Source organism: Pseudomonas baltica (assembly GCF_031880315.1).
GTDB lineage: Bacteria > Pseudomonadota > Gammaproteobacteria > Pseudomonadales > Pseudomonadaceae > Aquipseudomonas.
Window position 1 is genome coordinate 3,076,789 of record NZ_CP134771.1, and the last position, 22,525, is coordinate 3,099,313.

18 protein-coding genes and 1 riboswitch are annotated in these 22,525 nt (G+C 61.3%); of the genes, 10 read left to right on the plus strand and 8 right to left on the minus strand.

What is annotated here, in order from left to right; all coding sequences use genetic code 11:
• Positions 1-3 precede the first annotated feature (3 nt).
• On the minus strand, positions 4-1,062 hold the full coding sequence (gene epd, locus REH34_RS13730) for an erythrose-4-phosphate dehydrogenase (protein WP_226505515.1): 1,059 nt from the start codon (positions 1,060-1,062) through the stop codon (positions 4-6).
• A gap of 189 nt (positions 1,063-1,251) precedes the next feature.
• Positions 1,252-3,249 (minus strand): transketolase, encoded by a 1,998-nt coding sequence (gene tkt / locus REH34_RS13735; protein WP_226505514.1) that lies wholly within the window; start codon positions 3,247-3,249, stop codon positions 1,252-1,254.
• Between the two features lie 210 nt (positions 3,250-3,459).
• Here tkt and REH34_RS13740 point away from each other — a divergent pair, with 210 nt between their 5' ends.
• The 4 genes from REH34_RS13740 (at position 3,460) to REH34_RS13755 (ending at position 8,209) form a co-directional block, all read left to right on the plus strand.
• Positions 3,460-4,455, plus strand: coding sequence for a metalloregulator ArsR/SmtB family transcription factor (locus REH34_RS13740; RefSeq protein ID WP_226505513.1), 996 nt, complete (start codon positions 3,460-3,462; stop codon positions 4,453-4,455).
• 18 nt (positions 4,456-4,473) lie between these two features.
• Positions 4,474-5,664 carry a methionine adenosyltransferase gene (gene metK, locus REH34_RS13745; RefSeq protein ID WP_226505512.1) on the plus strand — a complete coding sequence of 397 codons (1,191 nt, stop codon included), beginning with the start codon at positions 4,474-4,476 and terminating at the stop codon, positions 5,662-5,664.
• A 360-nt stretch (positions 5,665-6,024) separates the two neighbouring features.
• Positions 6,025-7,734: an NAD-dependent DNA ligase LigB gene (gene ligB / locus REH34_RS13750; protein WP_311971913.1), complete on the plus strand. Its 1,710-nt coding sequence runs from the start codon at positions 6,025-6,027 to the stop codon at positions 7,732-7,734.
• 82 nt (positions 7,735-7,816) lie between these two features.
• Entirely contained in the window at positions 7,817-8,209 is a 393-nt protein-coding gene (locus REH34_RS13755; protein ID WP_226505510.1) for a DUF1090 domain-containing protein, read from the plus strand.
• Between the two features lie 133 nt (positions 8,210-8,342).
• Here REH34_RS13755 and REH34_RS13760 read toward each other — a convergent pair whose 3' ends face one another.
• Complete coding sequence (locus REH34_RS13760) at positions 8,343-8,729, minus strand: MAPEG family protein (protein WP_226505509.1); 387 nt, start codon at positions 8,727-8,729, stop codon at positions 8,343-8,345.
• 28 nt (positions 8,730-8,757) lie between these two features.
• Positions 8,758-9,591 (minus strand): DMT family transporter, encoded by an 834-nt coding sequence (locus tag REH34_RS13765; protein WP_311971914.1) that lies wholly within the window; start codon positions 9,589-9,591, stop codon positions 8,758-8,760.
• A gap of 204 nt (positions 9,592-9,795) precedes the next feature.
• Here REH34_RS13765 and REH34_RS13770 point away from each other — a divergent pair, with 204 nt between their 5' ends.
• Both REH34_RS13770 and REH34_RS13775 read left to right on the plus strand, forming a co-directional pair.
• Positions 9,796-10,965 (plus strand): MFS transporter, encoded by a 1,170-nt coding sequence (locus REH34_RS13770; protein WP_226505508.1) that lies wholly within the window; start codon positions 9,796-9,798, stop codon positions 10,963-10,965.
• 293 nt (positions 10,966-11,258) lie between these two features.
• Positions 11,259-12,515 (plus strand): sodium:proton antiporter, encoded by a 1,257-nt coding sequence (locus REH34_RS13775; RefSeq protein ID WP_311971915.1) that lies wholly within the window; start codon positions 11,259-11,261, stop codon positions 12,513-12,515.
• A gap of 64 nt (positions 12,516-12,579) precedes the next feature.
• Here the strand turns inward: REH34_RS13775 and REH34_RS13780 are convergent, their stop codons facing one another.
• Positions 12,580-12,975, minus strand: a complete 396-nt coding sequence (locus REH34_RS13780) for an acyl-CoA thioesterase (protein ID WP_275948755.1) — start codon at positions 12,973-12,975, stop codon at positions 12,580-12,582.
• Between the two features lie 301 nt (positions 12,976-13,276).
• Positions 13,277-13,375, plus strand: a riboswitch (S-adenosyl-L-homocysteine riboswitch).
• 21 nt (positions 13,376-13,396) lie between these two features.
• On the opposite strand from REH34_RS13780, the gene ahcY reads away from it, so the two are divergent.
• The 4 genes from ahcY (at position 13,397) to REH34_RS13800 (ending at position 18,983) form a co-directional block, all read left to right on the plus strand.
• On the plus strand, positions 13,397-14,806 hold the full coding sequence (ahcY, locus tag REH34_RS13785) for an adenosylhomocysteinase (protein ID WP_226505506.1): 1,410 nt from the start codon (positions 13,397-13,399) through the stop codon (positions 14,804-14,806).
• A gap of 132 nt (positions 14,807-14,938) precedes the next feature.
• Positions 14,939-15,784 (plus strand): methylenetetrahydrofolate reductase [NAD(P)H], encoded by an 846-nt coding sequence (gene metF / locus REH34_RS13790; RefSeq protein WP_311971916.1) that lies wholly within the window; start codon positions 14,939-14,941, stop codon positions 15,782-15,784.
• Between the two features lie 199 nt (positions 15,785-15,983).
• Positions 15,984-16,820 carry an ABC transporter substrate-binding protein gene (locus REH34_RS13795; protein ID WP_226505504.1) on the plus strand — a complete coding sequence of 279 codons (837 nt, stop codon included), beginning with the start codon at positions 15,984-15,986 and terminating at the stop codon, positions 16,818-16,820.
• A 240-nt stretch (positions 16,821-17,060) separates the two neighbouring features.
• Entirely contained in the window at positions 17,061-18,983 is a 1,923-nt protein-coding gene (locus REH34_RS13800; RefSeq protein WP_311971917.1) for a DEAD/DEAH box helicase, read from the plus strand.
• 202 nt (positions 18,984-19,185) lie between these two features.
• Here REH34_RS13800 and REH34_RS13805 read toward each other — a convergent pair whose 3' ends face one another.
• The 3 genes from REH34_RS13805 to REH34_RS13815 form a co-directional block, all read right to left on the minus strand.
• Entirely contained in the window at positions 19,186-19,782 is a 597-nt protein-coding gene (locus REH34_RS13805; protein WP_226505502.1) for a YceI family protein, read from the minus strand.
• A 33-nt stretch (positions 19,783-19,815) separates the two neighbouring features.
• Entirely contained in the window at positions 19,816-20,367 is a 552-nt protein-coding gene (locus REH34_RS13810; RefSeq protein WP_226505501.1) for a cytochrome b, read from the minus strand.
• Positions 20,368-20,633: 266 nt separating this feature from the next.
• Positions 20,634-22,361 carry a flavin monoamine oxidase family protein gene (locus REH34_RS13815; RefSeq protein ID WP_311971918.1) on the minus strand — a complete coding sequence of 576 codons (1,728 nt, stop codon included), beginning with the start codon at positions 22,359-22,361 and terminating at the stop codon, positions 20,634-20,636.
• Positions 22,362-22,525: the final 164 nt, after the last annotated feature.

Here is a 22,525-nt window from a genome sequence, read left to right on the forward strand (position 1 = left end):
CCTTCATGCCTTTGGAGATTGTTGGTTTATGACGTGCAGATAATGCTCTGCAACGTCGAGCATGCGATTGGCGAAACCCCATTCGTTGTCGAACCAGGCCAACAGATTGACCAACCGAGGCCCCGACACGCGGGTCTGGCTGGCATCGACGATGGCCGAGTGCGGATCATGGTTGAAATCACAACTGGCGTGGGGCAGCTCAGTGTAGGCCAGCAGCCCGTGCAGCGGGCCGCTGGTGGCGGCCTCGCGCAGGATCCGGTTGACCTCCACGGCGTCAGTGTCCCGAGCGGTCTGCAAGGTGATATCCAGGCACGATACATTGACCGTCGGCACGCGCACTGCTTTGGCCTGAATTCGGCCAGCAAGTTCCGGAAGCAGGCGCTCGATACCGCGCGCCAGCCCAGTGGACACCGGGATTACCGACTGAAACGCCGAACGGGTGCGGCGCAGGTCTTCGTGATGGTAGGCGTCGATCACCGGCTGGTCGTTCATCGCCGAGTGGATGGTGGTGATGGACACGTACTCCAGTCCCAGCGCCTGATCGAGCAGACGCAACAGCGGTACGCCGCAGTTGGTGGTGCACGAGGCGTTGCTCACCAGGCGCTCGGTGCCGGTCAGGCAAGCCTGGTTGACGCCGAACACCACGGTGGCGTCGACATCGGACTCGCTGGCCATGGGCTGGGAAAACAGCACTCGCGGAGCGCCGGCCTCAAGGAAGCGCTCGCCGTCTGCGCGGGTGTGATAGGCGCCAGAGCACTCGAGCACCAGATCGATACCCAGCGCGCGCCAGTCGATGCCTTCCGGAGTGGCGCTGCGCAGCACCTGAATGTTATCGCCATTGATTTGCAGACAATCGCCGTCGATCGCCACCTTGCCGGGGAAACGGCCGTGGGTGGAATCGAAGCGCGTCAGGTATTCGAGGCTGGCCATGTCGGCCAGGTCGTTGATTGCCACGACTTCGAAGCCCGCTTCGCTGCCGCGTTCGTACAGCGCTCGCAACACACAGCGGCCAATGCGACCGTAACCGTTGAGAGCAACTTTGAAAGGGCGTGGCTGAGGCATGGTCGAGCTCGTATAGGAATTCGAGGGGGAGCTGGGTAGTGCGTTGTCAGTGCCGGCCTCTTCGCGAGCAAGCTTTGCTCCCACAGAGCCCGGCGATCCTGCGGCGTGCACCTGTAGGAGCAAAGCTTGCCCGCGAAGAGGCCCGAGAAGGCACCATCACCGGCAAGCCATACAGGCAAGCAACGACAATCAGTCTTCCAGCAGTTCTTCAGCGGTACCCAGAATGTTCTCCAGGGTAAAGCCGAACTCTTCGAACAACGCTGGCGCCGGCGCCGATTCACCGTAGGTGGTCATGCCGATCACGCGACCTTCGAGGCCGACGTATTTGTACCAGTAGTCCGCATGTGCCGCTTCGATAGCGATCCGCGCGCTGACCTGCAATGGCAGCACCGCCTGTTTGTAGCCCGCGTCCTGTGCTTCGAACAGGCTGGTGCAAGGCATCGATACCACACGCACCTTGCGGCCTTGCTCGATCAGCTTGTCGTACGCCTGAACCGCCAGGCCCACTTCGGAACCGGTGGAGATCAGGATCAGCTCCGGCTCGCCTTCGCAATCCTTGAGCACGTAGCCGCCACGGCCGATGTCAGCGATCTGCGCGTCGGTACGCACCTGATGCTGCAGGTTCTGGCGCGAGAAGATCAGCGCCGAAGGGCCGTCCTTGCGCTCGATCGCGTGCTTCCAGGCCACGGCCGATTCGACCGCATCCGAAGGGCGCCAGGTGTCCAGATTCGGCGTGGTGCGCAGGCTGGTCAGCTGTTCGATCGGCTGGTGAGTCGGGCCGTCTTCGCCCAGGCCGATGGAGTCGTGGGTGTAGACGAAGATCACGCGCTTCTTCATCAGCGACGCCATGCGCACGGCGTTGCGGGCGTATTCCATGAACATCAGGAAGGTCGCGCCGTAAGGCACCAGGCCGCCGTGCAGGGCGACGCCGTTCATGATGGCGCTCATACCGAACTCGCGCACACCGTAGTACATATAGTTGCCGCTGGCGTCTTCGGCCGAGACACCTTTGCAACCTTTCCACAGGGTCAGGTTGGAACCGGCCAGGTCAGCCGAACCGCCGAGGAACTCAGGCAGCAGCGGACCGAACGCGTTGAGGGTGTTCTGGCTGGCTTTACGGCTGGCGATGGTTTCGCCTTTGGCCGCGACTTCAGCGATATAGGCAGCGGATTTTTCAGCGAAATCGTCAGGCAGGTCGCCGGCCAGGCGGCGCACCAGCTCGTTGGCCAGCTCAGGGAATGCAGCGGAGTAGGCAGCGAAACGCTGGTCCCACTCGGCTTCGACGGCCAGGCCGGATTCCTTGGCGTTCCATTCGGCGTAGATATCCGCCGGGATTTCGAACGGGCCGTGGGTCCACTTCAGCGCTTCACGGGTCAGGGCGATTTCCGCGTCACCCAGCGGAGCGCCGTGGCAGTCTTCCTTGCCCTGCTTGTTCGGTGAACCGAAACCGATGGTGGTCTTGCAGCAGATCAGGGTCGGCTGCTCGCTCTTGCGGGCGGTGTCGATAGCGGTCTTGATTTCTTCCGGGTCGTGACCGTCGACGTTGCGGATTACCTGCCAGTTATAGGCTTCGAAACGCTTCGGGGTATCGTCGGTGAACCAGCCTTCGACTTCGCCGTCGATGGAGATACCGTTGTCGTCGTAGAAAGCGATCAGCTTGCCCAGGCCCAAGGTGCCGGCCAGGGAGGCGACTTCGTGGGAAATGCCTTCCATCATGCAGCCATCACCCAGGAACACATAGGTGTGGTGATCGACGATGCTGTGCCCTGGGCGGTTGAACTGCGCGCCCATGACTTTTTCGGCCAGGGCGAAGCCCACGGCATTGGCCAGACCCTGACCCAGCGGGCCGGTAGTGGTCTCGACGCCTGGGGTGTAGCCGAACTCCGGGTGGCCCGGGGTACGGCTGTGCAACTGGCGGAAGTTCTTCAGGTCGTCGATCGACAGGTCGTAGCCGGTCAGGTGCAACAACGAGTAGATGAGCATCGAACCGTGGCCGTTGGAGAGAATGAAGCGGTCACGGTCAGCAAACGAGGGGTTCGCCGGGTTGTGCTTGAGATAGTCGCGCCACAGGACTTCGGCGATGTCGGCCATCCCCATCGGCGCACCGGGGTGGCCGCTGTTGGCTTTTTGCACGGCATCCATGCTGAGGGCACGAATGGCGTTGGCGCGCTCACGACGGCTGGGCATCGCTGATCTCCTAGGGTGTTGTAAGGAAGAACGAAAAAGAGCGCCATTTTCCCCTAGGCAGAGGCTGCGGGGCAATCGGAGATAACGATTCCCTTGGATTTTTTGCGGATTTACGCGGCGGGGGCCAGGGAACGCGACTGATCGGGCAATATCAAAACTTTTTGATATTGCCCTTGCGAGCCGCGCGACGCGACTCTAGACTGCGATCCCATGAGCCTACAAATCCCCGCCCTTGGCCCCGAGCCCTTCGATGACCTGGCTGCCCTGTGCAAAGCCGGCAACGACCCCTTGCGGCTGAATGTCTTGCGGGCGCTGGCCTGTGATTCGTTCGGGGTACTGGAGCTGGCGCAGATTTTCGCCATCGGCCAGTCGGGCATGAGCCACCACCTCAAGGTGCTGGCCCAGGCCGACCTGGTGGCCACACGCCGCGAAGCCAATGCGATTTTCTACCGCCGCGCCCTGCCCGACCTCGCGGCCACTGGCGGGCGCATCCACGCGGCGCTCTTGATCGAGGTCGACGATCTCGACCTGCCCAGCGACGTCCAGGCGCGCATGGCCCTGGTCCAGCGCCAGCGCGCCACGGCCAGCAAAAACTTTTTCTCGCGCATGGAAGAAAAATTCCGTGCCCAGCAAGACCTTATCGCCGGCTTGCCGCAGTACCGCGACAGCCTGCTGGCGCTGCTCGACAAGCTCAACTTCGCACCCACTGCCAGCGCGCTGGAAGTCGGGCCGGGCGATGGCGGTTTCCTGCCCGAGCTGGCCAGCCGCTTCGCCCACGTCACCGCGTTGGACAACAGCGCCGAGATGCTCGAGCTGGCGCGCGAGGTCTGCACCCGCGAACACCTGAATAACGTTGAACTGCGCCTGGCGGATGCCTTGAGCGCACTGGCCCTCGCGGCCGACTGCGTGGTGCTGAACATGGTGCTGCACCATTTCAGCGACCCCGCCCACGCCTTCGTGCAACTGAGCGAGCGCGTAAAACCCGGCGGTAGCTTGCTGGTAACCGAGTTGTGCAGCCACAACCAGGGATGGGCCAGGGAGGCCTGCGGTGATCTCTGGCTAGGGTTTGAACAGGAAGATCTGGCCCGTTGGGCCACCGCTGCGGGCCTCGTGCCCGGGGAAAGCCTCTATGTGGGCTTACGTAATGGTTTCCAGATCCAGGTCCGCCATTTTCAGCGACCGGCTGGCGACACTCACCATCGGTAAATTCAGGAAATAGTCCAGATGAGCGAATACTCCCTTTTCACCTCCGAGTCCGTGTCTGAAGGACATCCGGACAAGATCGCCGACCAGATTTCCGACGCGGTACTGGACGCCATCATCGCTGAAGACAAGTTTGCCCGGGTGGCCTGCGAAACCATGGTCAAGACCGGTGTCGCCATCATTGCCGGCGAAGTCAGCACCTCGGCCTGGGTCGACCTCGAAGACATCGTGCGCAACGTCATCATCGGCATCGGCTACAACAGCTCCGACGTCGGCTTCGACGGCGCCACCTGCGCGGTGATGAACATCATCGGCAAACAGTCCATCGACATCGCCCAAGGCGTCGACCGCAGCCGCCCTGAAGACCAGGGCGCCGGCGACCAGGGCCTGATGTTCGGCTACGCCAGCAACGAAACCGACGTACTGATGCCCGCGCCGATCTGCTTCTCGCACCGTTTGGTCGAGCGCCAGGCCGAAGCCCGCAAGAGCGGCCTGCTGCCGTGGCTGCGCCCGGACGCGAAGTCCCAGGTCACCTGCCAGTACGAAGGCGGCAAGGTCGTCGGCATCGACGCCGTGGTGCTGTCGACCCAGCACAACCCGGACGTTTCCTACGCCGACCTGCGCGAAGGCGTCATGGAGCTGATCGTCAAGCACGTGCTGCCTGCCGAGCTGCTGCACAAGGACACCCAGTTCCACATCAACCCCACCGGCAACTTCATCATCGGTGGCCCGGTAGGCGACTGCGGCCTGACCGGTCGCAAGATCATCGTCGACAGCTATGGCGGCATGGCCCGTCACGGCGGCGGCGCGTTCTCGGGTAAAGATCCTTCCAAGGTCGACCGCTCGGCTGCTTACGCGGGTCGTTACGTAGCCAAGAACATCGTCGCCGCCGGCCTGGCCGAACGTTGCGAAATCCAGGTCTCCTACGCCATCGGCGTGGCCCAGCCGACCTCGATCTCGATCAACACCTTCGGCACCGGCAAGATCAGCGACAGCAAGATCGTGCAACTGGTGCGCGAGCACTTCGATCTGCGTCCATATGCGATCACCACCATGTTGGATCTGCTGCACCCGATGTATCAGGCAACCGCTGCATATGGCCACTTCGGGCGTACGCCGGTGGAGATGACCGTGGGTGATGACACGTTTACTGCGTTCACTTGGGAGAAGACGGATCGCGCTGAAGCGCTGCGGGCTTCTGCTGGGTTGTAAGGGCAACGGTTGTCATTGAAGCCCCGACCGGCTTGATCCGGTCAGGGCTTAGTTCGCCCCGAGACCCGCGACTGATCAATCCAACGGGGATGACCAGCGAAAGGCTGGTGAAAGCAATATCAGAAACGCTGGAAAACTTGGCGGCGCAGGCCGCCCTGGTCAAGCAGAGGCTACGAAACAGCCAGATCAACATGGCGCGGGGTTTTCAAGAACGGCTCCGTAGCACTTCGAAACAAACTCAAAACTTGTAACTTGATATTAGAAAACTTGAAATATCGAGCATCACTTTCTTCAAGCATCTACCTCACTGATTTTTCGTATGCTTCGAGTCCGCCCGTTCTTGAGCAAGGATGCTCCTCCATGTTGACGCCTCTACGCATAGGGCTTGCCGCCTGCCTTCTAACTATCATTCCCCACGTACAGGCCAGCCCTTGCCCCGAGTGGGAAGCAACCCGCGCCGCCACCGAAATCCTCACTCTCCAGGCCCGCCTGGCCGACTGGGACGACCGCTACCATCGCCTCGGCGAATCGCCCATTCCCGACGAGCTCTACGACCAATCTCGCCTGCAGTTGAACATTTGGCAGCAGTGCTTCCCCGCCAGCAGCGGGCCGGAGAAATCGCCGCTGGCAACTGCAGTCGGGCCGATCAAGCATCCCATCCCCCATACCGGCGTCGACAAGCTTGCCAACGAAGCAGCGGTGCGTCGCTGGCTCAAGGGCCGGGAAGATATCTGGGCGCAACCCAAGATCGATGGTGTAGCGGTGACGCTGGAGTACCGCAAAGGTCACCTGCATCAGGTGTTGAGTCGGGGCAACGGCAGCCATGGGCACGATTGGACACGGCCAGCCAAATCCATCGCGGCTATCCCTGCGGTGCTGCCACAGCCGATCGATCTGGTGCTGCAAGGCGAGTTGTACTGGCGGCTGGACGAGCATGTTCAGGCCAATGCAGGCAGCAGCAATGCTCGGGGCAAAGTTGCCGGGCTGATGGCGCGCAAGTCGCTGAGTGTCGAGCAAGGCTCGGTAGTCGGGCTGTTCGTCTGGGACTGGCCAGCAGGTCCGGCCCAATTGCCGGAACGCCTCGCTGGGCTCAAGGAGCTGGGATTTCCTGAGTCTGGGGCCTATACCGAACCGGTAAAGCATTTCGAGGATGCCGCCCGCTGGTACAACCATTGGCACACCGCCACCCTGCCCTTCGCCAGCGACGGGCTGATTCTGCGTCAGGGTCGGCGGCCGCCCGCCGAGCGCTGGGAGGCCAAGGTGCCTTATTGGATCGCGGCGTGGAAATACCCGGTCGCGCAGGCCTTGGCGACAGTGCGCGAAGTCACTTTCAGCATTGGCCGGACCGGCCGGATTACCCCGGTGCTGGAGTTGCAGGCGGTACAACTGGATGATCGCCAGGTCCGCCGTGTGAGCATGGCCTCGCTGCAACGCTGGCAAACGCACGATGTGCAGCCCGGCGATCACGTCGCCGTCGATCTCGCCGGGCTGACCATTCCGCGATTCGCGGGGGTGGTGTGGCGCAGTCCCGCACGCGCGGCCATCAGTTCACCTGATCCGGAGCAGTATCATCCGCTCAGTTGCTGGCGCGCGACCGCCGAGTGCACTCAGCAATTTCGCGCGCGACTCACTTGGCTCAGCGGCAAGCAAGGCTTGAAAATGGCGCACATCGGCCCCGGCGCCTGGGACACCTTGATCGCCAGCGGCAGGGTGGAAGGGCTGCTGGACTGGCTGACACTGGATGCCGACGGTTTGCAGGACATACCTGGCATCAAGGACGCCAGCCGTCGGCGTTTGCTGAACGCCTTTGCTCAAGCTCGCGAGCAGCCGTTTACGCAGTGGCTCAAGGCACTCGGCGTGCCGTCGGTGAAAGCCTTGCCTGGCCCGATCGATGAACCTGCGAGCGATAGCCGCTGGCAGCAGCTGGTCGCCTATAGCCCGGAACAGTGGCAGGCAGTTCCAGGGATCGGCGCCTTAAGGGCACAACAACTGACGGATTTTTTCAGGCATCCCGAGGTTCAGCGATTGGCCCTACAACTGAATGAGGCGAAGGTCGAGGGGTTTTACTGAGAAACGGCCTTTTCAGTCTTGTCCTAAAGACGACCAGTGCCTCATGGTCTTCAATAGGGACACTTTCACCCGAGGAATCAAGATGAAAACTCTGTCTTTTGTAGCACTGCTCGCCGCCTGTGGCCTGTTCACACCTCTCGCCCTGGCCGCCGATGCCACCGCGCTCAAAGGCTGCGACGCCAAGAAAGCCAATCTGCAAACCCAGATCGACTACGCCAAGGCCCACAACAACAGTCATCAGCAAGCGGGCTTGCAGAAGGCGCTGGATGAAGTGAACGCACATTGCACAGACGCTTCGCTTCGTCAGGAGCGGGAGAAGAAGATCATCGAAGCCAAGCATGAAGTGGCCGAGCGGCAAGCCGATCTGGCAGAGGCCAACAAGAAGGGCGATGCCGACAAGATCAGCAAGCGTCAGGCAAAGCTGGCTGAATCGCAGAAGGAGTTGCAGGACGCGATGAGCGAGCTGAACAAGTAATCAGCGCTGATCTTGAGGCCGGCTTCGCCGCCGAACGCGCCCCCTTGCTCCCACAGACGCACGACTCAGCAACGGCCTGTACCTGTAGGAGCAAAGCTTGCTCGCGAAGACGCCGGTACAGTCGACCGATCCATCAGATCGAGACGAAGAAAAAGCTCACCACAATCCCCAACCCCACAAACCACACCAGCGAGCGCAGCGCCGGCAGATCAGCCAGATAGAAGATGATGTACAACAGCCGACTGGTGATATAAGCCACCGCCAGCACGTCCATAGTGGTTTGCGCGGCATTGCCGACGATATCGGCAATGATCACCGCTGCGGCGAACGCTGGTATCGCTTCAAAGCTGTTGAGCTGGGCAGCGTGGGCTCGCTTGGGCAAGCCCTGCAGATTCTCGAGGAATTTTCGCGGGTCGTGATTATTGCCCAGCTTGAATTTGCCACCGCCGTATTTGGCGATTCCCGAACAAACGATCGGCAACACAATCGCAATCAATACACACCAGAAGGCGACAGTCATCGGGGTTTCCTTGTCTGTAGTTGGATAATCAAAGCTTCATGACCAGCATGCCCGCCAGCACCAGAGCACAGGCCAAAAGGCGTGGCCCGCCGAAAGGTTCGCGCAAGTATCGCATGCCGAACAGCACCACCAGAATCACACTAACCTCACGCAAAGCCGCCGCTTCGGCTACCGACCCCAGCGCCATCGCCCACAACACCAGCGCATAGCTGGCCAGCACGCACAAACCCACGGCCAAGCCCAGACGCCACTGGGTCTGCCAGAAGCGCCGAAAAGCCGAGCGCCGCTGCACCACGGCAAACAGCGGAAACGGCCACGCACTGATCAAGGTCAGCCAGCCGAGGTAATCCAGGGTATGCCCCCAGCGGGCCAGCGCCTGGCCGTCGAGCCAAGTGTAACAACCGATGCTCAGGCCGATCAGCCCCACCACCGGCAGCAGCTTCCATGGCAAGCGAGCGCCACCGCCGCCCTGCCACAATAGCGCTGCCATGCCGCAGGGGATCAGCAATATACCGATCACCTGCCGATGCGTCAGCGGTTCGGCGGCGAACAGCAGGGTCAGCCCCAACACCACCACTGGTGACAGTCCGCGCATCAACGGGTACACCAAGCCCAGGTCACCGACGCGATAAGCCTTGATCAATAGATAGCGGTAAAGCAGCTCGAAACCGGCCGATGCAAGCATCCAGGGCCAGATCTCGGCGGGGGGGATGTGTACAAAGGGCATCAGCAACAATGCACAGACCAGCGCCACGGCATCCATGCTTGCAATCACCAGCACCCGTTCAGCACTGAACTTGACCAAGGTGTTCCATGTCGCATGAAGGACGGCGGCAATCAGTACAAGCGTTGTCGCGAGCACGCAATGTTCCTTGTTGTTGTGTGAGCGGATGAGGCGTTCCTGAGGTCGCCCCCTTTTACCGGCTCGATATACTAGGCCTTAATTCGTCACATTCAGAAGCGCTTCGCAACAATTCCAATAAGTCCTTCGCCCTCTTCGGGCCGTCGGCATGCGCACGCCTGATCGAACCGAGTTCGTTCGAACCAACCACAGGGATCACTCCGCATGCCACTCGCTTTGTATGCATTGGCCATTGCCGCGTTCGGCATCGGCACTACGGAATTCGTCATCATGGGGCTGTTGCCTCAAGTCTCGGCCGACCTGGGCGTAAGCATTCCCAGTGCCGGGCTACTGATTACTGGCTATGCCTTGGGCGTGGTATTCGGTGCGCCGATCCTCGCCGTCGCCACCGCCAATATGCCGCGCAAGGCGACGCTGCTGGGCATGACCGGGATGTTCATCCTCGGCAACGTGCTGTGCGCCATTGCGCCCAATTACATCTCGTTGATGGCGGCGCGAGTGGTCACGGCGCTGTGCCACGGCGCCTTCTTCGGCATCGGCTCGGTGGTCGCCGCCGGGCTCGTGGCACCGAACAAGCGGGCACAGGCGATCGCGTTGATGTTCACTGGCTTGACCCTCGCCAGTGTGCTCGGCGTGCCGTTGGGGACTGCCTTGGGCCAAGTCGCTGGGTGGCGCGCGACCTTCTGGGCGGTGTCGGTCATCGGCATCGTTGCGCTGATCGCTCAGGCCATCTGGCTGCCACGCTTCATTACCATGGAGCGCGGCAACCTGATGAGCGAGTTCAAAGTGCTGGGCAAGCCCAACGTGCTATTGCCGCTGACCATGAGCGTGATGGCGTCGACCAGCTTGTTCAGCGTGTTCACCTACATCGCGCCAATTCTGACCGACGTCACCGGTATCGGCCCGCATGCCGTGACCATCATGTTGTTGCTGTTCGGCGTAGGCCTCACCGGTGGCAGCCTGCTGGGTGGGCGCCTGGCCGACACCAAATTGCTGCCGGCGCTGATTGCCATGGCAATTGCCGTGGTGGTGGTCATGGTGCTGTTTACTCAGACCAGCCGTTCTGTGATCCCGGCGGCGATTTCGCTGGTGCTGTGGGGCGTGGCGGCGTTCGCGCTGTGTCCGATCCTGCAACTGCTGATCATCGACCAGGCGGTGGATGCGCCCAATCTGGGTTCGACCCTGAACCAGAGTGCATTCAACCTCGGCAACGCGCTGGGCGCCGGCCTCGGCGGGGCGGTGGTGGCCAGCGGTGCGAATCTGGCGCAACTGCCTTGGGTGGGCGCTGCGAGCGGCTTGATGACGTTGCTGACGGCGGCGTATTTCATCTATCGCCAGCCGCATTGGGCGGCCGAGGCAGCGACGGCGCCTTGAGCCTGTAGCGGCAGGCGCGCAGCGTCGAACCTGTGGGAATGTGCATGGGTGCGCCTGGCGTCTTCGCGGGCAAGCCTTGCTCCCACAGTGCAAGCCGGCCTTGAGTCATACATCTGTGGGAGCAAGGCTTGCCCGCAAAAGCACTGGCCATGGCACCCAATTTGGCGCGTCTGTACCGGACAGTAGCACCACCCAATTCGCGGCAGACCCGCCCCCACAAAGGGCGCGGCTGACGCACTGCCCGGCCAGTTGTGCTTTCATACGCGTTTTCTGCAACTGTTACAGGATGTCTGATGCTTGAGCTTGTCGCTGCGTTTATCTGTTTGACCACCCTGCTGACTTACGTGAATTTCCGCTTTATAGGTCTGCCACCGACCATCGGGGTCATGGTCACGGCCATGTTGTTTTCATTGATTCTGCAGGTGCTGAGTTTTCTCGGCTTCCCCGGCCTGGAAGACCAGGTGCGGGCCTTGATCGGCCAGATCGATTTCGGTGATCTGCTGATGAACTGGATGCTGTCGTTCCTGCTGTTCGCCGGCGCCCTGCACGTCAACCTCGCCGACCTGAAAAGCTATCGCTGGCCGATCGGCTTGCTGGCGACGTTCGGCGTACTCATCGCCACTTTCGTGATCGGTACCCTGGCGTTCTGGATTTTCGGGCTGTTCGGCTGGCACGTGAGCTTCCTTTATTGCCTGCTGTTCGGCGCGCTGATCTCGCCCACCGACCCCATCGCGGTGCTCGGCGTGTTGCGTACGGCTAATGCCTCCAAGCCCCTGAAGACCACCATCGTCGGCGAATCGTTGTTCAACGACGGCACCGCAGTGGTGGTGTTCACCGTGCTGCTGGGCATCGCGCAACTGGGCGAGACACCGACCGTTGGCGCGACCGTGATGCTGTTCGTGCACGAAGCCGTGGGCGGCGTGCTATTCGGCGGCCTGATTGGTTATGTGGTGTACCGCATGATCAAAAGCATCGAGCAATATCAGGTCGAGGTCATGCTGACCCTGGCACTGGTGATCGGCGGCTCGGCCATGTCCGCCGAGTTGCACGTATCAGCGCCGATCGCGATGGTGGTCGCGGGCCTGATCATCGGCAACCTGGGACGCAACCTGGCGATGAACGACATGACCCGCCGTTACATGGACGGTTTCTGGGAGCTGCTGGACGATATCCTCAATGCCTTGCTGTTCGCGTTGATCGGCATGGAGTTGCTGCTGTTGCCGTTCTCGTGGCTGCACTTGAGTGCCGCTGGCTTGCTGGCAGTGGCCATTTTGCTGTCGCGCTGGCTGACCGTGGCGCCGGCCATTGCGTTGCTGCGTCGCTGGCGCACGGTGCCGCGCGGGACCATCCGCGTGCTGACCTGGGGTGGCTTGCGCGGCGGGGTGTCGGTCGCGCTGGCACTGGCCCTGCCGCTGGGCCCGGAGCGCGACCTGGTGCTGAGTATCACCTACATCGTGGTGCTTTCGTCGATCCTGCTACAGGGTTTGACGATCGGGCCGCTGGTGAAGTCGGTGACGCGGGAGCCAGTGTCAAAGCAAGCTGATCACTGACAACGAGGGCCTCTTCGCCGCCGAACGCGCGCCCTTGCTCGCGAAGAGGCCCATACAGACAACATCATGCACCCGCTTCGAACTGATCCTTGATATAGCGAATTTCCGTACGCCCGTGCGGCGCCGGCAAGCCATCTTCACCGAGGTTGACGAACACCAGCTTGTCGACCGTGAGGATGCTCTTGCGGGTGATCTTGTTGCGCACTTCGCAGGTCAGGGTGATGGACGTGCGACCAAACTCGCTGGCAGTGATCCCCAATTCGATGATGTCGCCCTGGCGCGAGGCACTGACGAAGTTGATCTCTGAAATGTACTTGGTCACCACTCGCTGGTTACCCAGCTGGACAATGGCGTAGATCGCCGCTTCTTCGTCGATCCAGCGCAGCAGACTGCCGCCGAACAGGGTGCCATTGGGGTTGAGGTCTTCGGGCTTGACCCATTTGCGCGTGTGGAAATTCATGCTCGCTCCTGACTGTTCGACTGGAAGGCCATTATCATCGCAGACACGGCGGCGTGACTCTATATGGCGTTTGTCTATGGGGATGATATAGCCGGCGCTGGCTTCTTCGCGGGCAAGCCTTGCTCCCACAATGGCGGGCCCTAGATCTGTGGGAGCAAGGCTTGCCCGCGAAGAGGCCAGCCGAGGCGACCCACCACCCGGCAGGATTCGCACATAACCCTTGGGAAGCACCGCCAGCCCATATATAATCCCCCTCGCTTCACTTCGACGGCCCTCTCTTCAACCGGGCCGTTCCCGCCACCTGTCCGAGGGGCGCTGCAGCAGGTCTATCCTGTCAGGCTCGGATGGGGCGTTGATCGCCGGACTTGCCGGCACAAACGCACAACGGCGCCCATTCGCACACTACGAATGGAGGCTCTCTATGAGCGCTGTAATCACGCCTGCAGATTTTTCCGACTACAAAGTGGCCGACATGTCCCTCGCTGCCTGGGGCCGTCGTGAAACCATCATCGCTGAATCGGAAATGCCAGCACTGATGGGCCTGCGCCGCAAATATGCCGGCGAGCAGCCTCTCAAGGGCGCAAAAATCCTCGGCTGCATCCACATGACCATCCAGACCGCCGTGCTGATCGAAACCCTGGTCGCCCTGGGTGCCGAAGTGCGCTGGTCGTCTTGCAACATCTTCTCCACCCAGGATCAAGCCGCTGCCGCAATCGCTGCTGCCGGCATCGCTGTCTACGCCTGGAAAGGCGAAACCGAAGAAGAGTACGAGTGGTGCCTGGAGCAAACCATCCTCAAGGATGGTGCGCCATGGGACGCCAACATGATCCTCGACGACGGCGGCGATCTGACTGAGCTGCTGCACAAGAAATACCCGGCCATCCTCGACCGCGTACACGGCGTCACCGAAGAAACCACGACTGGCGTGCACCGCCTGCTGGACATGCTGGCCAAAGGCGAGCTGAAAATCCCGGCCATCAACGTCAACGACTCGGTGACCAAGAGCAAGAACGACAACAAATACGGTTGCCGTCACAGCCTCAACGACGCCATCAAACGCGGTACCGACCACCTGCTGTCGGGCAAGCAAGCCCTGGTGATCGGCTACGGTGACGTGGGCAAAGGCTCGGCTCAGTCGCTGCGTCAGGAAGGCATGATCGTCAAGGTCACCGAAGTCGACCCGATCTGCGCCATGCAAGCGTGCATGGACGGTTTCGAACTGGTGTCGCCGTTCATCGACGGTATCAACGATGGTTCCGAAGCCAGCATCGACAAGGCCCTGCTGGGCAAGATCGACCTGATCGTCACCACCACCGGTAACGTCAACGTCTGCGACTCGAACATGCTCAAGGCTCTGAAAAAGCGTGCCGTGGTCTGCAACATCGGTCACTTCGACAACGAAATCGACACCGCCTTCATGCGCAAGAACTGGGCATGGGAAGAGGTCAAGCCGCAGGTGCACAAGATTCACCGCACCGGTCCTGGCGGGTTCGACGCTCAGAACGACGACTACCTGATCCTGCTGGCCGAAGGCCGTCTGGTGAACCTGGGCAACGCCACTGGTCACCCGAGCCGCATCATGGACGGTTCGTTCGCCAACCAGGTCCTGGCGCAGATCTTCCTGTTCGGTCAAAAGTACGCCGACCTCAGCCCAGCGCAGAAAGCCGAGCGTCTGACCGTTGAAGTACTGCCGAAGAAACTCGACGAAGAAGTGGCCCTGGAAATGGTGCGCGGCTTCGGCGGCGTGGTCACCAAATTGACCAAGCAACAGGCTGATTACATCGGCGTCGACGCCGAAGGCCCATTCAAGCCGCACGCCTACCGTTACTAAAAGCAGCGGCAAGTTGTGAGCTGCAAGCGGCAAGTCAAGGCGGGCCACGCCTTGAGGTTGCAGCTTGCAGCTTGCTCCTTGAAGCTTAAAAAGTCCCTCTTGCAGCTTGAAGCTTGCAGCTAAGGAACGACCATGTCCCAGGAACGCCGCTTCAGCTTCGAGTTCTTCCCTACCAAGACCGATGCTGGACACGAAAAACTGCTGACCGTTGCCCGTCAACTGGCCGGCTACAACCCCGATTTCTTCTCCTGCACTTACGGTGCCGGGGGCTCCACTCGCGATCGCACCCTGAACACCGTGCTGCAACTCGAGCACGAAGTGAAGGTACCGGCCGCGCCGCACTTGTCGTGCGTGGGCGACAGCAAGGCCGACTTGCGCAGCCTGCTCGGCCAATACAAGGATGCCGGTATCAAGCGCATCGTTGCCCTGCGTGGCGACCTGCCATCCGGTATGGGCATGGCCAGCGGCGAGCTGCGTCACGCCAATGACCTGGTCGAGTTCATTCGCGCCGAAACCGGCGAGTATTTTCATATCGAAGTGGCTGCCTATCCGGAGATGCACCCACAAGCGCGCAACTTCGAAGACGATCTGCAGAACTTCGTGCGCAAGGCCAATGCCGGTGCCGACAGCGCGATCACCCAATACTTCTTCAACGCCGACAGCTACTTCTATTTCGTCGAGCGCGTGCAGAAACTGGGCGTGAACATCCCGATCGTGCCAGGCATCATGCCGATCACCAACTACAGCAAGCTGGCGCGCTTCTCGGACGCCTGCGGTGCCGAAATTCCGCGCTGGATCCGCAAGCAACTGGAAGCCTACGGCGACGACGCCCGCAGCATCCAGGCGTTCGGCGAACAGGTCATCACGCAGATGTGCGAGCAACTGCTGCAAGGCGGCGCGCCGGGGCTGCATTTCTACACCCTCAACCAGGCCGAGCCGAGCCTGGCAGTGTGGAACAACCTCAAGCTGCCGCGCTGATAGATTGCACTTGGCTTGCCGGCCCCTTGGCGAGCAAGCGCTGCTCCCACAGAGCGATACGCTTATGAGAGCAAGGCTTACCCGCAAAGGGGCCGGTACTGATCGGCACATCGTTGTGCGCCACGAAATCTTTGCGCTACAGACACTTGCCGCGCAAAGCCTCTAGCCAGCGACCTCCGCGCGTCGTAATCTCCACGACATGCCTGCATACGCCCTCCTACTGTCTGCTTTGCTGATCACTTGCCTGAGCCTAAGCGCCCACGGTGAAAGCCTGCGTATTGTCACCGAACCTTGGGCACCTTACGTCTATCTGCAAGACGGCAAACCCACCGGCATCGATTACGAGATAACCGCGCTGGTGTTCAAACGCCTGGGCATCGATGTGGAGTGGCAATTTCTGCCGTGGCGGCGTTGCCTGATGATGCTCGATGAAGGCAAGGCTGATGGCGCGCTGGATATTTTCGAGTCCACCGAGCGCGACAGCCAGCTGCTTTACCCCACCGAACCGCTATCGCAAGTGGAGTTCGTGCTGTTCCAGGCCAAGGCCCGCCCGCACCTGTTCGCCAGCCTGAACGACCTCAAAGGCCTGAAGATCGGCACCTCGCCGGGCTTTATCTACGACCAGGCATTTCGTGACTCGCAGCTGTTCGAGCGCGAGACCGCACCGACGCTCGAAGCCAATTTCGGCAAGCTGCTACTGGGGCGCGTCGACATGGTGATCACCGATCGCCGGGTAGGCCGCTATGCCGTCAAGGCGCTAGGCCTGCAGGATCAGGTCGAGGAGCTGCCGATCATGGTCAGCCGCGACCCGCAGTACCTGGCGGTACGCCGTAATGCCGGCATGGACCTGCTGGTGCAGCGTTTTGCCGCCGAACTGCGCCGCTTCAAGCAGGAGCCAGCCTACGCCGAGCTGATTACTCGCTACGCCAACATCGTGCCCGAGCCCACCAAGACGCCAGCCAACACCAGCCATTTCGGGGCGAAACCTGACACATCCTCGGAATTCTCTGACAAAAGTGCAGCCGTTGAGCAGTAGGAAAGCGGCGCAAAGGGATTGCTCTGTTATACTCGGGCCTTCCCGCCAGGCTTACGCCCGGACGCTCGACCTCGCAAAAGGCTCCTGATTCGCTCTCCACCTCGGCTTCTCGCCAGGTAAGGCGGCCTTGGAATGCGCATTGGAGGCCCAGCAGGACCGGACGCGACCGCGCCAGAGAGCCCCCGTCGCGCCAGGCACGATTATCCCTCGGGCACAGCCCTCACTTAGACAGGATTACTCATGTCCTTTGCTTCCCTCGGTCTCTCCGAGGCTCTAGTCCGCGCCATCGAGGCAGCGGGCTATACCCAGCCCACTCCGGTGCAACAGCGGGCCATCCCCGCCGTGTTGCAAGGTCGCGACCTGATGGTGGCAGCACAGACAGGTACAGGTAAGACAGGTGGTTTCGCCCTGCCGATCCTCGAGCGTCTGTTCCCCAACGGTCACCCAGACAAGTCCCAGCGTCACGGCCCGCGCCAACCACGCGTACTCGTCCTGACCCCGACGCGCGAACTCGCCGCTCAGGTGCACGACAGCTTCAAACTCTACGCCCGCGATCTCAAGTTCGTCAGCGCCGTGATCTTCGGCGGTGTCGGCATGAACCCGCAGGTGCAGGCCATGGCCCGCGGCGTCGACGTGCTGGTCGCCTGCCCCGGTCGCCTGCTGGACCTGGCTGGCCAGGGCAGCGTCGATCTTTCCCATGTTGAAATCCTTGTCCTCGACGAAGCCGACCGCATGCTCGACATGGGTTTTGTCCATGACGTGAAAAAGGTCCTCGCCCGGCTCCCGGCCAAGCGCCAGAACCTGCTGTTCTCGGCCACGTTCTCCAACGACATCACCGCTTTGGCGGGCAAGTTGTTGCACAACCCCGAGCGCATCGAAGTCACTCCGCCGAACACCACGGTCGAGCGTATCGAACAGCGCGTGTTCCGCCTGCCGGCCAGCCACAAGCGCTCGCTGCTCGCGCACCTGATCACCAAAGGGGCCTGGGAGCAAGTGCTGGTGTTCACCCGCACCAAGCACGGCGCCAACCGCCTGGCCGAGTACCTGGACAAGCACGGCCTGAGCGCCGTGGCCATCCACGGTAACAAGAGCCAGAACGCGCGCACCAAGGCCCTGGCCGACTTCAAGGCTGGCGAAGTTCGCATCCTGGTCGCCACCGACATCGCCGCTCGCGGCCTGGACATCGATCAGTTGCCCCATGTGGTCAACTTCGAGCTGCCCAACGTCGATGAAGACTACGTGCACCGTATCGGCCGGACTGGCCGTGCCGGTCGCTCGGGCGAAGCGATCTCGCTGGTTGCGCCAGACGAAGAAAAACTGCTGAAAAGCATCGAACGCATGACCAAGCAGAAAATCGCCGACGGCGACCTCATGGGCTTCGATTCCAGCACCGTCGAGGCCGAAAAGCCTGAAGTTCGTGAACGTCCACAAGCCAACAAGCCACGCAATGCCCCTCGTGCTCCACGCGAAGGCACGGCAGCCAACGGCGCCAACAACAATGCTGGCGGCGGTCGTAAAGACAAAGGCAAGGATAAAGGCAAGGAAAAGCCCGCCGGGGCGCGTTCTGAACGCCAACCCCGTGACTCGAAACCTCGTCAGGCTCAGCAGCCTGCACAGGCAGCTGCCCCTCGGGCACCGGCTGACCGTGCACCGGACGAGTTCCGCGACGATGAAGTCGATAACTTCGGCAACCGCGCCGACTACGTGAGCCCTTACCAGGGCAAGAAGGACCAGAACCGCGGTCGTCGCCCAGGCGCTCCGGCCGCAGCCACTGGTGCTGCACCGGCTGCACGTCAAGGTCGTCCGAGCGCGCCGCGCACTGGCGCACCGGCTGGCGGCGAAGTTGCCAAGCGCACCGGCGGCGGTCCACGTAATGGCAGCGGCGGCGCCCGTAGCGGTGGGGCTGGCAATGCGGGCGGTGCTCGCAATGGCCAGGCCCGTCGTGAAGGCGGCGGCGGTCGTGACCGTCGTCCGGCGCGCGATGAGCAGCCGATGGTCACCCGCGAAGAGCCAGCGGTAAGAAACCCCAGCGGCACTGCGCCGAAGATCGTGCACAAGGAATCGAAGATTGATCGTTTCCCCACGCCCGAGCAACTGGAAGACTTGCCGAGCCGTCCGCGTGGTGAAAAGCCTGCGCTGCTGACGCGTAACCGCGAAGGCTGAGGCTGGCCTCAGGGGCCCCTTCGCGGGCAAGCCTTGCTCCCACAGCTGCATGATTCAACACTGTGGGAGCAGCTTCCTTGCACAGATGTATGCCTTATCACTGTGGGAGCAAAGCTTGCTCGCGAAGAGGCCCGCACAGAGAGCACAAAAAAACGCCGCACCCCTTGTTCAGGAGTGCGGCGTTTTTTATGCCAGCGACAAATTACTTGGCGCGAACACCTTCAAAGGTGAAGTCCAGAGTCAGCTCGTTCGACGCTGGGCCCAGGTCCATCATCTTGCCGAAGTCCTGACGGTTGATGGTGGTGGTGCCGTTGAAGCCAGCACGGTAGCCGCCCCACGGATCCTTGCCTTCACCGTTGAAAGTCGCCTTGATCACCACTGGCTTGGTGGTGCCATGCAGGGTCAGGTCGCCAGTCACGTCAGCGGTCAGATGGCCAGCGGCGTCTTTACCGGTTGGCTTGACGCTAGTGGACTTGAAGGTAGCGGTCGGATACTTGGCCACGTCCAGGAAAGCGTCGCTGCTGATGTGCTTGTCGCGTTCAGCCTGGTTGGTGAACACGCTGGCAGTTTGCAGGGTCACGTCGATCTTGGTTTCTTCAGGCTTGGCGGCATCCCAGCTGAAAGTACCTTTCCAGTCTTTGAAAGTACCTTTGATGAAGCTGTAGCCCAAGTGGCTGATGGTGAAGTCGACGAAAGCGTGCTGGCCTTCCTTGTCGATCGTGTAATCGGCAGCCATGGCCTGACCTGCGGTCAGCAGTGCGGTACCGATAGCCAGAGCAGCGAGAGTCTTTTTCAACATTGCGGTCTATTCCTTGGAAAGTTAAGTGTGGCTTCAGGCTTTACGACCCAGCATGCGGATCAGGGTCGCATCACGGTCGATAAAATGGTGTTTCAGGGCTGCCAGGCCGTGCAGTACGGCGAAGATCACCACGGTCCAGGCAATATACAGATGGATTTCCCCGGCAGTGTCCGCCTGATTAGGCAGGTTGGATACCAGCGCGGGTACGTCGAACAGGCCAAACACCGAGATACCGACACCTTCAGCGGTGGAAATCAGGTAACCGGCAATCATCAGCGCGAACAGCGCCACGTAGAGGAACATGTGCCCCAGATGGGCGGCGATGCGGGTCAGGCGCCCTTGGTTAGGCGTCGGAGGCGGCGGTGGACTGATCCAGCGCCAGACTACCCGCAGGACCATGAAAGCAAACAGCACAAGGCCGATGCTCTTGTGCAAGTCCGGGCCTTCCTTGCGCCAAGGATCGTAGTAACCCAGGCCAACCATCCACAGGCCGAGGGCGAACATGCCGAACACGGTGATAGCGACGCCCCAGTGCAGAAACACACTGAGCGCACCATATCGAGAGGTGGAGTTACGTATCTGCATCGCTGCCATCCTGTAAGAACTGCGCTCAAGATTATCGTTTTATCTATCGAATGAAAGCGGAAAAAATCGCTTTAAACGATCGATATATTCGATACTTAAAGTGTGATACAGGCTCATTAAGACAATATTAAGCGGGTCGAATGACAGAATAGTCACAAATCGAAAAAGCACTACAGCTACCGCTTTTGATTGTGCAGACGCAGACTCGGCCCGCGAAGCTTTTAAAAGCTTTGCGGGCAGAGCCTGCTCTCACCGGGTTTAGCGGATCATTGCGCAGCAGGGGTGTCAGTCTTGACAGCAGGCTTCTTGGCGACCGGCTTTTTCTCGACTGCTTTTTTAGGCGCAGGCTTCTTCGGCGCCGGATGAGTCGCTTTCTTCACCGGTGCCTTGGCGGGAGGCTCGACCTTGGCAGGCACTGGAGCAATCACAGGTGCGACCACAGTAGGCACCACAGCCGGCGCGGGCGCGACGGGTGCAAGAGCGGGGGCAACCGGAGCCGGGACAGGCGCAGGCGTAGCAGGCTTGCCACCAAACAGATTGGAGAAGAATCCGCCTTCAGCCGGCTTGGCGACAGGTGCCACCACAGGCTCGGGTTTTTTCACCACAGGCTCGAAGGATTTACCCGCCAGCAGATCCTGCGCCTGGCTGGCCGCACGCTCACCGCTGCGCAAGGCCCCTTCCAGCGTGCCCGGATACAACGCATCGGTATGCTCGCCAGCAAAGATCACCCGCTGCAGCGGACGCTCCCACAGGCGCCAGAATTTGCTGATCTGCCCCGGGCCGAACGCCAGGTAGGCGCCACCTGTGGACGGATCGGTGCTGTAGCGGCGGATTTCATAGCCGGTGAAGGCCCCACGCGCCTGAGGGTAATAACCGTGCAGACGAATCAGCACCTGATCGACCATCTGCTTGTCGCCGAAGGTCTGCAACAGGCGTGCATTGTCGCCCGACACGTTGATGATGACGTTGGCACCCCCCTTGAGCGCGGGCTCGATCCACATCATGCCCAGGCCCGCGTTGCTGTAGATCTCGCCGGACAACCGCGCCTTGCTCTCCCACACCGGGGTCTTGAACTTGAGCATGATCTGGTCGCGCCAGCCGTAATTGGTGCCCTTGATGGCCGCCAGATGCTGAGCATCCAGCGCCGGGCTCAGCTGGATGTGATTGAGGGCGCGCAGTGGCACGGCCAACACCACGTAATCGGCCTGGTAGCCGACGCTGCCGACCTTGACGGTGACGCCATCCTTGTCCTGATTGATCGCCGACACTTCAGCGCCGGTCTTGAGCACCTTGATCTGCTTGAGCAGAGCCTGGGCCAGCACCACGCTGCCGCCGGGCAGGCGCGCGGCGCGCATGTCACGATCGTCGACGTCCTGATAGACGCGGGTCTGCTGGGCAAAATAGAGCAACGACAGGCGCGAAGGCTCGTCATAACGGGTACGAATCTGCTGATTGACCAGTTGCCGCGCAGTGGGCGGCAGGTTGAGCCGGTCGAGCCAGTTGGACACGTTGATCTGGTCGAGGGCGAACAACGTCGGGTTGGCGGCCGGGTTAAGCGGGTCGGCGATGGAGCGTGCCAGATCGTCACGGGTCTTCTCGTAACGTTGCAAGGCTTGCGCGACATCGGGCTGCTTGGTCGCCAGGTCGGCGGCGGTGAAATACTCGCCATCGATCAGGTAGCTGGGCGTGCGCACATACTCCGGTGCTGGCACGGTGGCCAGCTTGAAGGTCTGCAAGTATTTGTTCAGCACCGGCTGGGCCTTGCCGTCACCGATCCACTCGCTGGAGGCAAGGCCGGAACGCCCGCCTACGCTCGGGCGCGATTCAAGCACGGTTACCTGCCAGCCTTTGCTCTGCAGTTCATAGGCGGCCGTCAGGCCCGCCATCCCCGCGCCGACGACGATCGCCGTGGGTTGTTTCTCCTGCCCGAACGCTTGCGCGCAGAACAGTCCAATCATTACCAGCGCACAGGCGCGCAGCCAACCAGCAGACATTCAGCGAACTCCGGAAACAGGGCAGTAGAAGGGGCAACAAACGCCAATGATGGCCAAGTGCAGCGAAGGATACGCGAGCGCCGATAGCCCCGCCAGCGCCGCCTTTTGCCGTCATCTCTCGTCGCCCGAATGCAAATCAATGGCCGCCACGGGTTGTCCCGCAG

Excerpts from the sequence above, each read along its gene's own strand:
- metK (WP_226505512.1), top strand. The coding sequence starts at position 4,474 with ATGAGCGAATACTCCCTTTTCACCTCCGAGTCCGTGTCTGAAGGACAT.
- metF (WP_311971916.1), top strand. The coding sequence starts at position 14,939 with ATGTCCCAGGAACGCCGCTTCAGCTTCGAGTTCTTCCCTACCAAGACC.
- ligB (WP_311971913.1), top strand. The coding sequence starts at position 6,025 with ATGTTGACGCCTCTACGCATAGGGCTTGCCGCCTGCCTTCTAACTATC.
- REH34_RS13810 (WP_226505501.1), bottom strand. The coding sequence starts at position 20,367 with ATGCAGATACGTAACTCCACCTCTCGATATGGTGCGCTCAGTGTGTTT.
- REH34_RS13795 (WP_226505504.1), top strand. The coding sequence starts at position 15,984 with ATGCCTGCATACGCCCTCCTACTGTCTGCTTTGCTGATCACTTGCCTG.
- epd (WP_226505515.1), bottom strand. The coding sequence starts at position 1,062 with ATGCCTCAGCCACGCCCTTTCAAAGTTGCTCTCAACGGTTACGGTCGC.
- REH34_RS13760 (WP_226505509.1), bottom strand. The coding sequence starts at position 8,729 with ATGACTGTCGCCTTCTGGTGTGTATTGATTGCGATTGTGTTGCCGATC.
- REH34_RS13740 (WP_226505513.1), top strand. The coding sequence starts at position 3,460 with ATGAGCCTACAAATCCCCGCCCTTGGCCCCGAGCCCTTCGATGACCTG.
- REH34_RS13755 (WP_226505510.1), top strand. The coding sequence starts at position 7,817 with ATGAAAACTCTGTCTTTTGTAGCACTGCTCGCCGCCTGTGGCCTGTTC.
- REH34_RS13800 (WP_311971917.1), top strand. The coding sequence starts at position 17,061 with ATGTCCTTTGCTTCCCTCGGTCTCTCCGAGGCTCTAGTCCGCGCCATC.
- REH34_RS13780 (WP_275948755.1), bottom strand. The coding sequence starts at position 12,975 with ATGAATTTCCACACGCGCAAATGGGTCAAGCCCGAAGACCTCAACCCC.
- REH34_RS13815 (WP_311971918.1), bottom strand. The coding sequence starts at position 22,361 with ATGTCTGCTGGTTGGCTGCGCGCCTGTGCGCTGGTAATGATTGGACTG.
- REH34_RS13805 (WP_226505502.1), bottom strand. The coding sequence starts at position 19,782 with ATGTTGAAAAAGACTCTCGCTGCTCTGGCTATCGGTACCGCACTGCTG.
- REH34_RS13770 (WP_226505508.1), top strand. The coding sequence starts at position 9,796 with ATGCCACTCGCTTTGTATGCATTGGCCATTGCCGCGTTCGGCATCGGC.
- REH34_RS13775 (WP_311971915.1), top strand. The coding sequence starts at position 11,259 with ATGCTTGAGCTTGTCGCTGCGTTTATCTGTTTGACCACCCTGCTGACT.
- ahcY (WP_226505506.1), top strand. The coding sequence starts at position 13,397 with ATGAGCGCTGTAATCACGCCTGCAGATTTTTCCGACTACAAAGTGGCC.
- tkt (WP_226505514.1), bottom strand. The coding sequence starts at position 3,249 with ATGCCCAGCCGTCGTGAGCGCGCCAACGCCATTCGTGCCCTCAGCATG.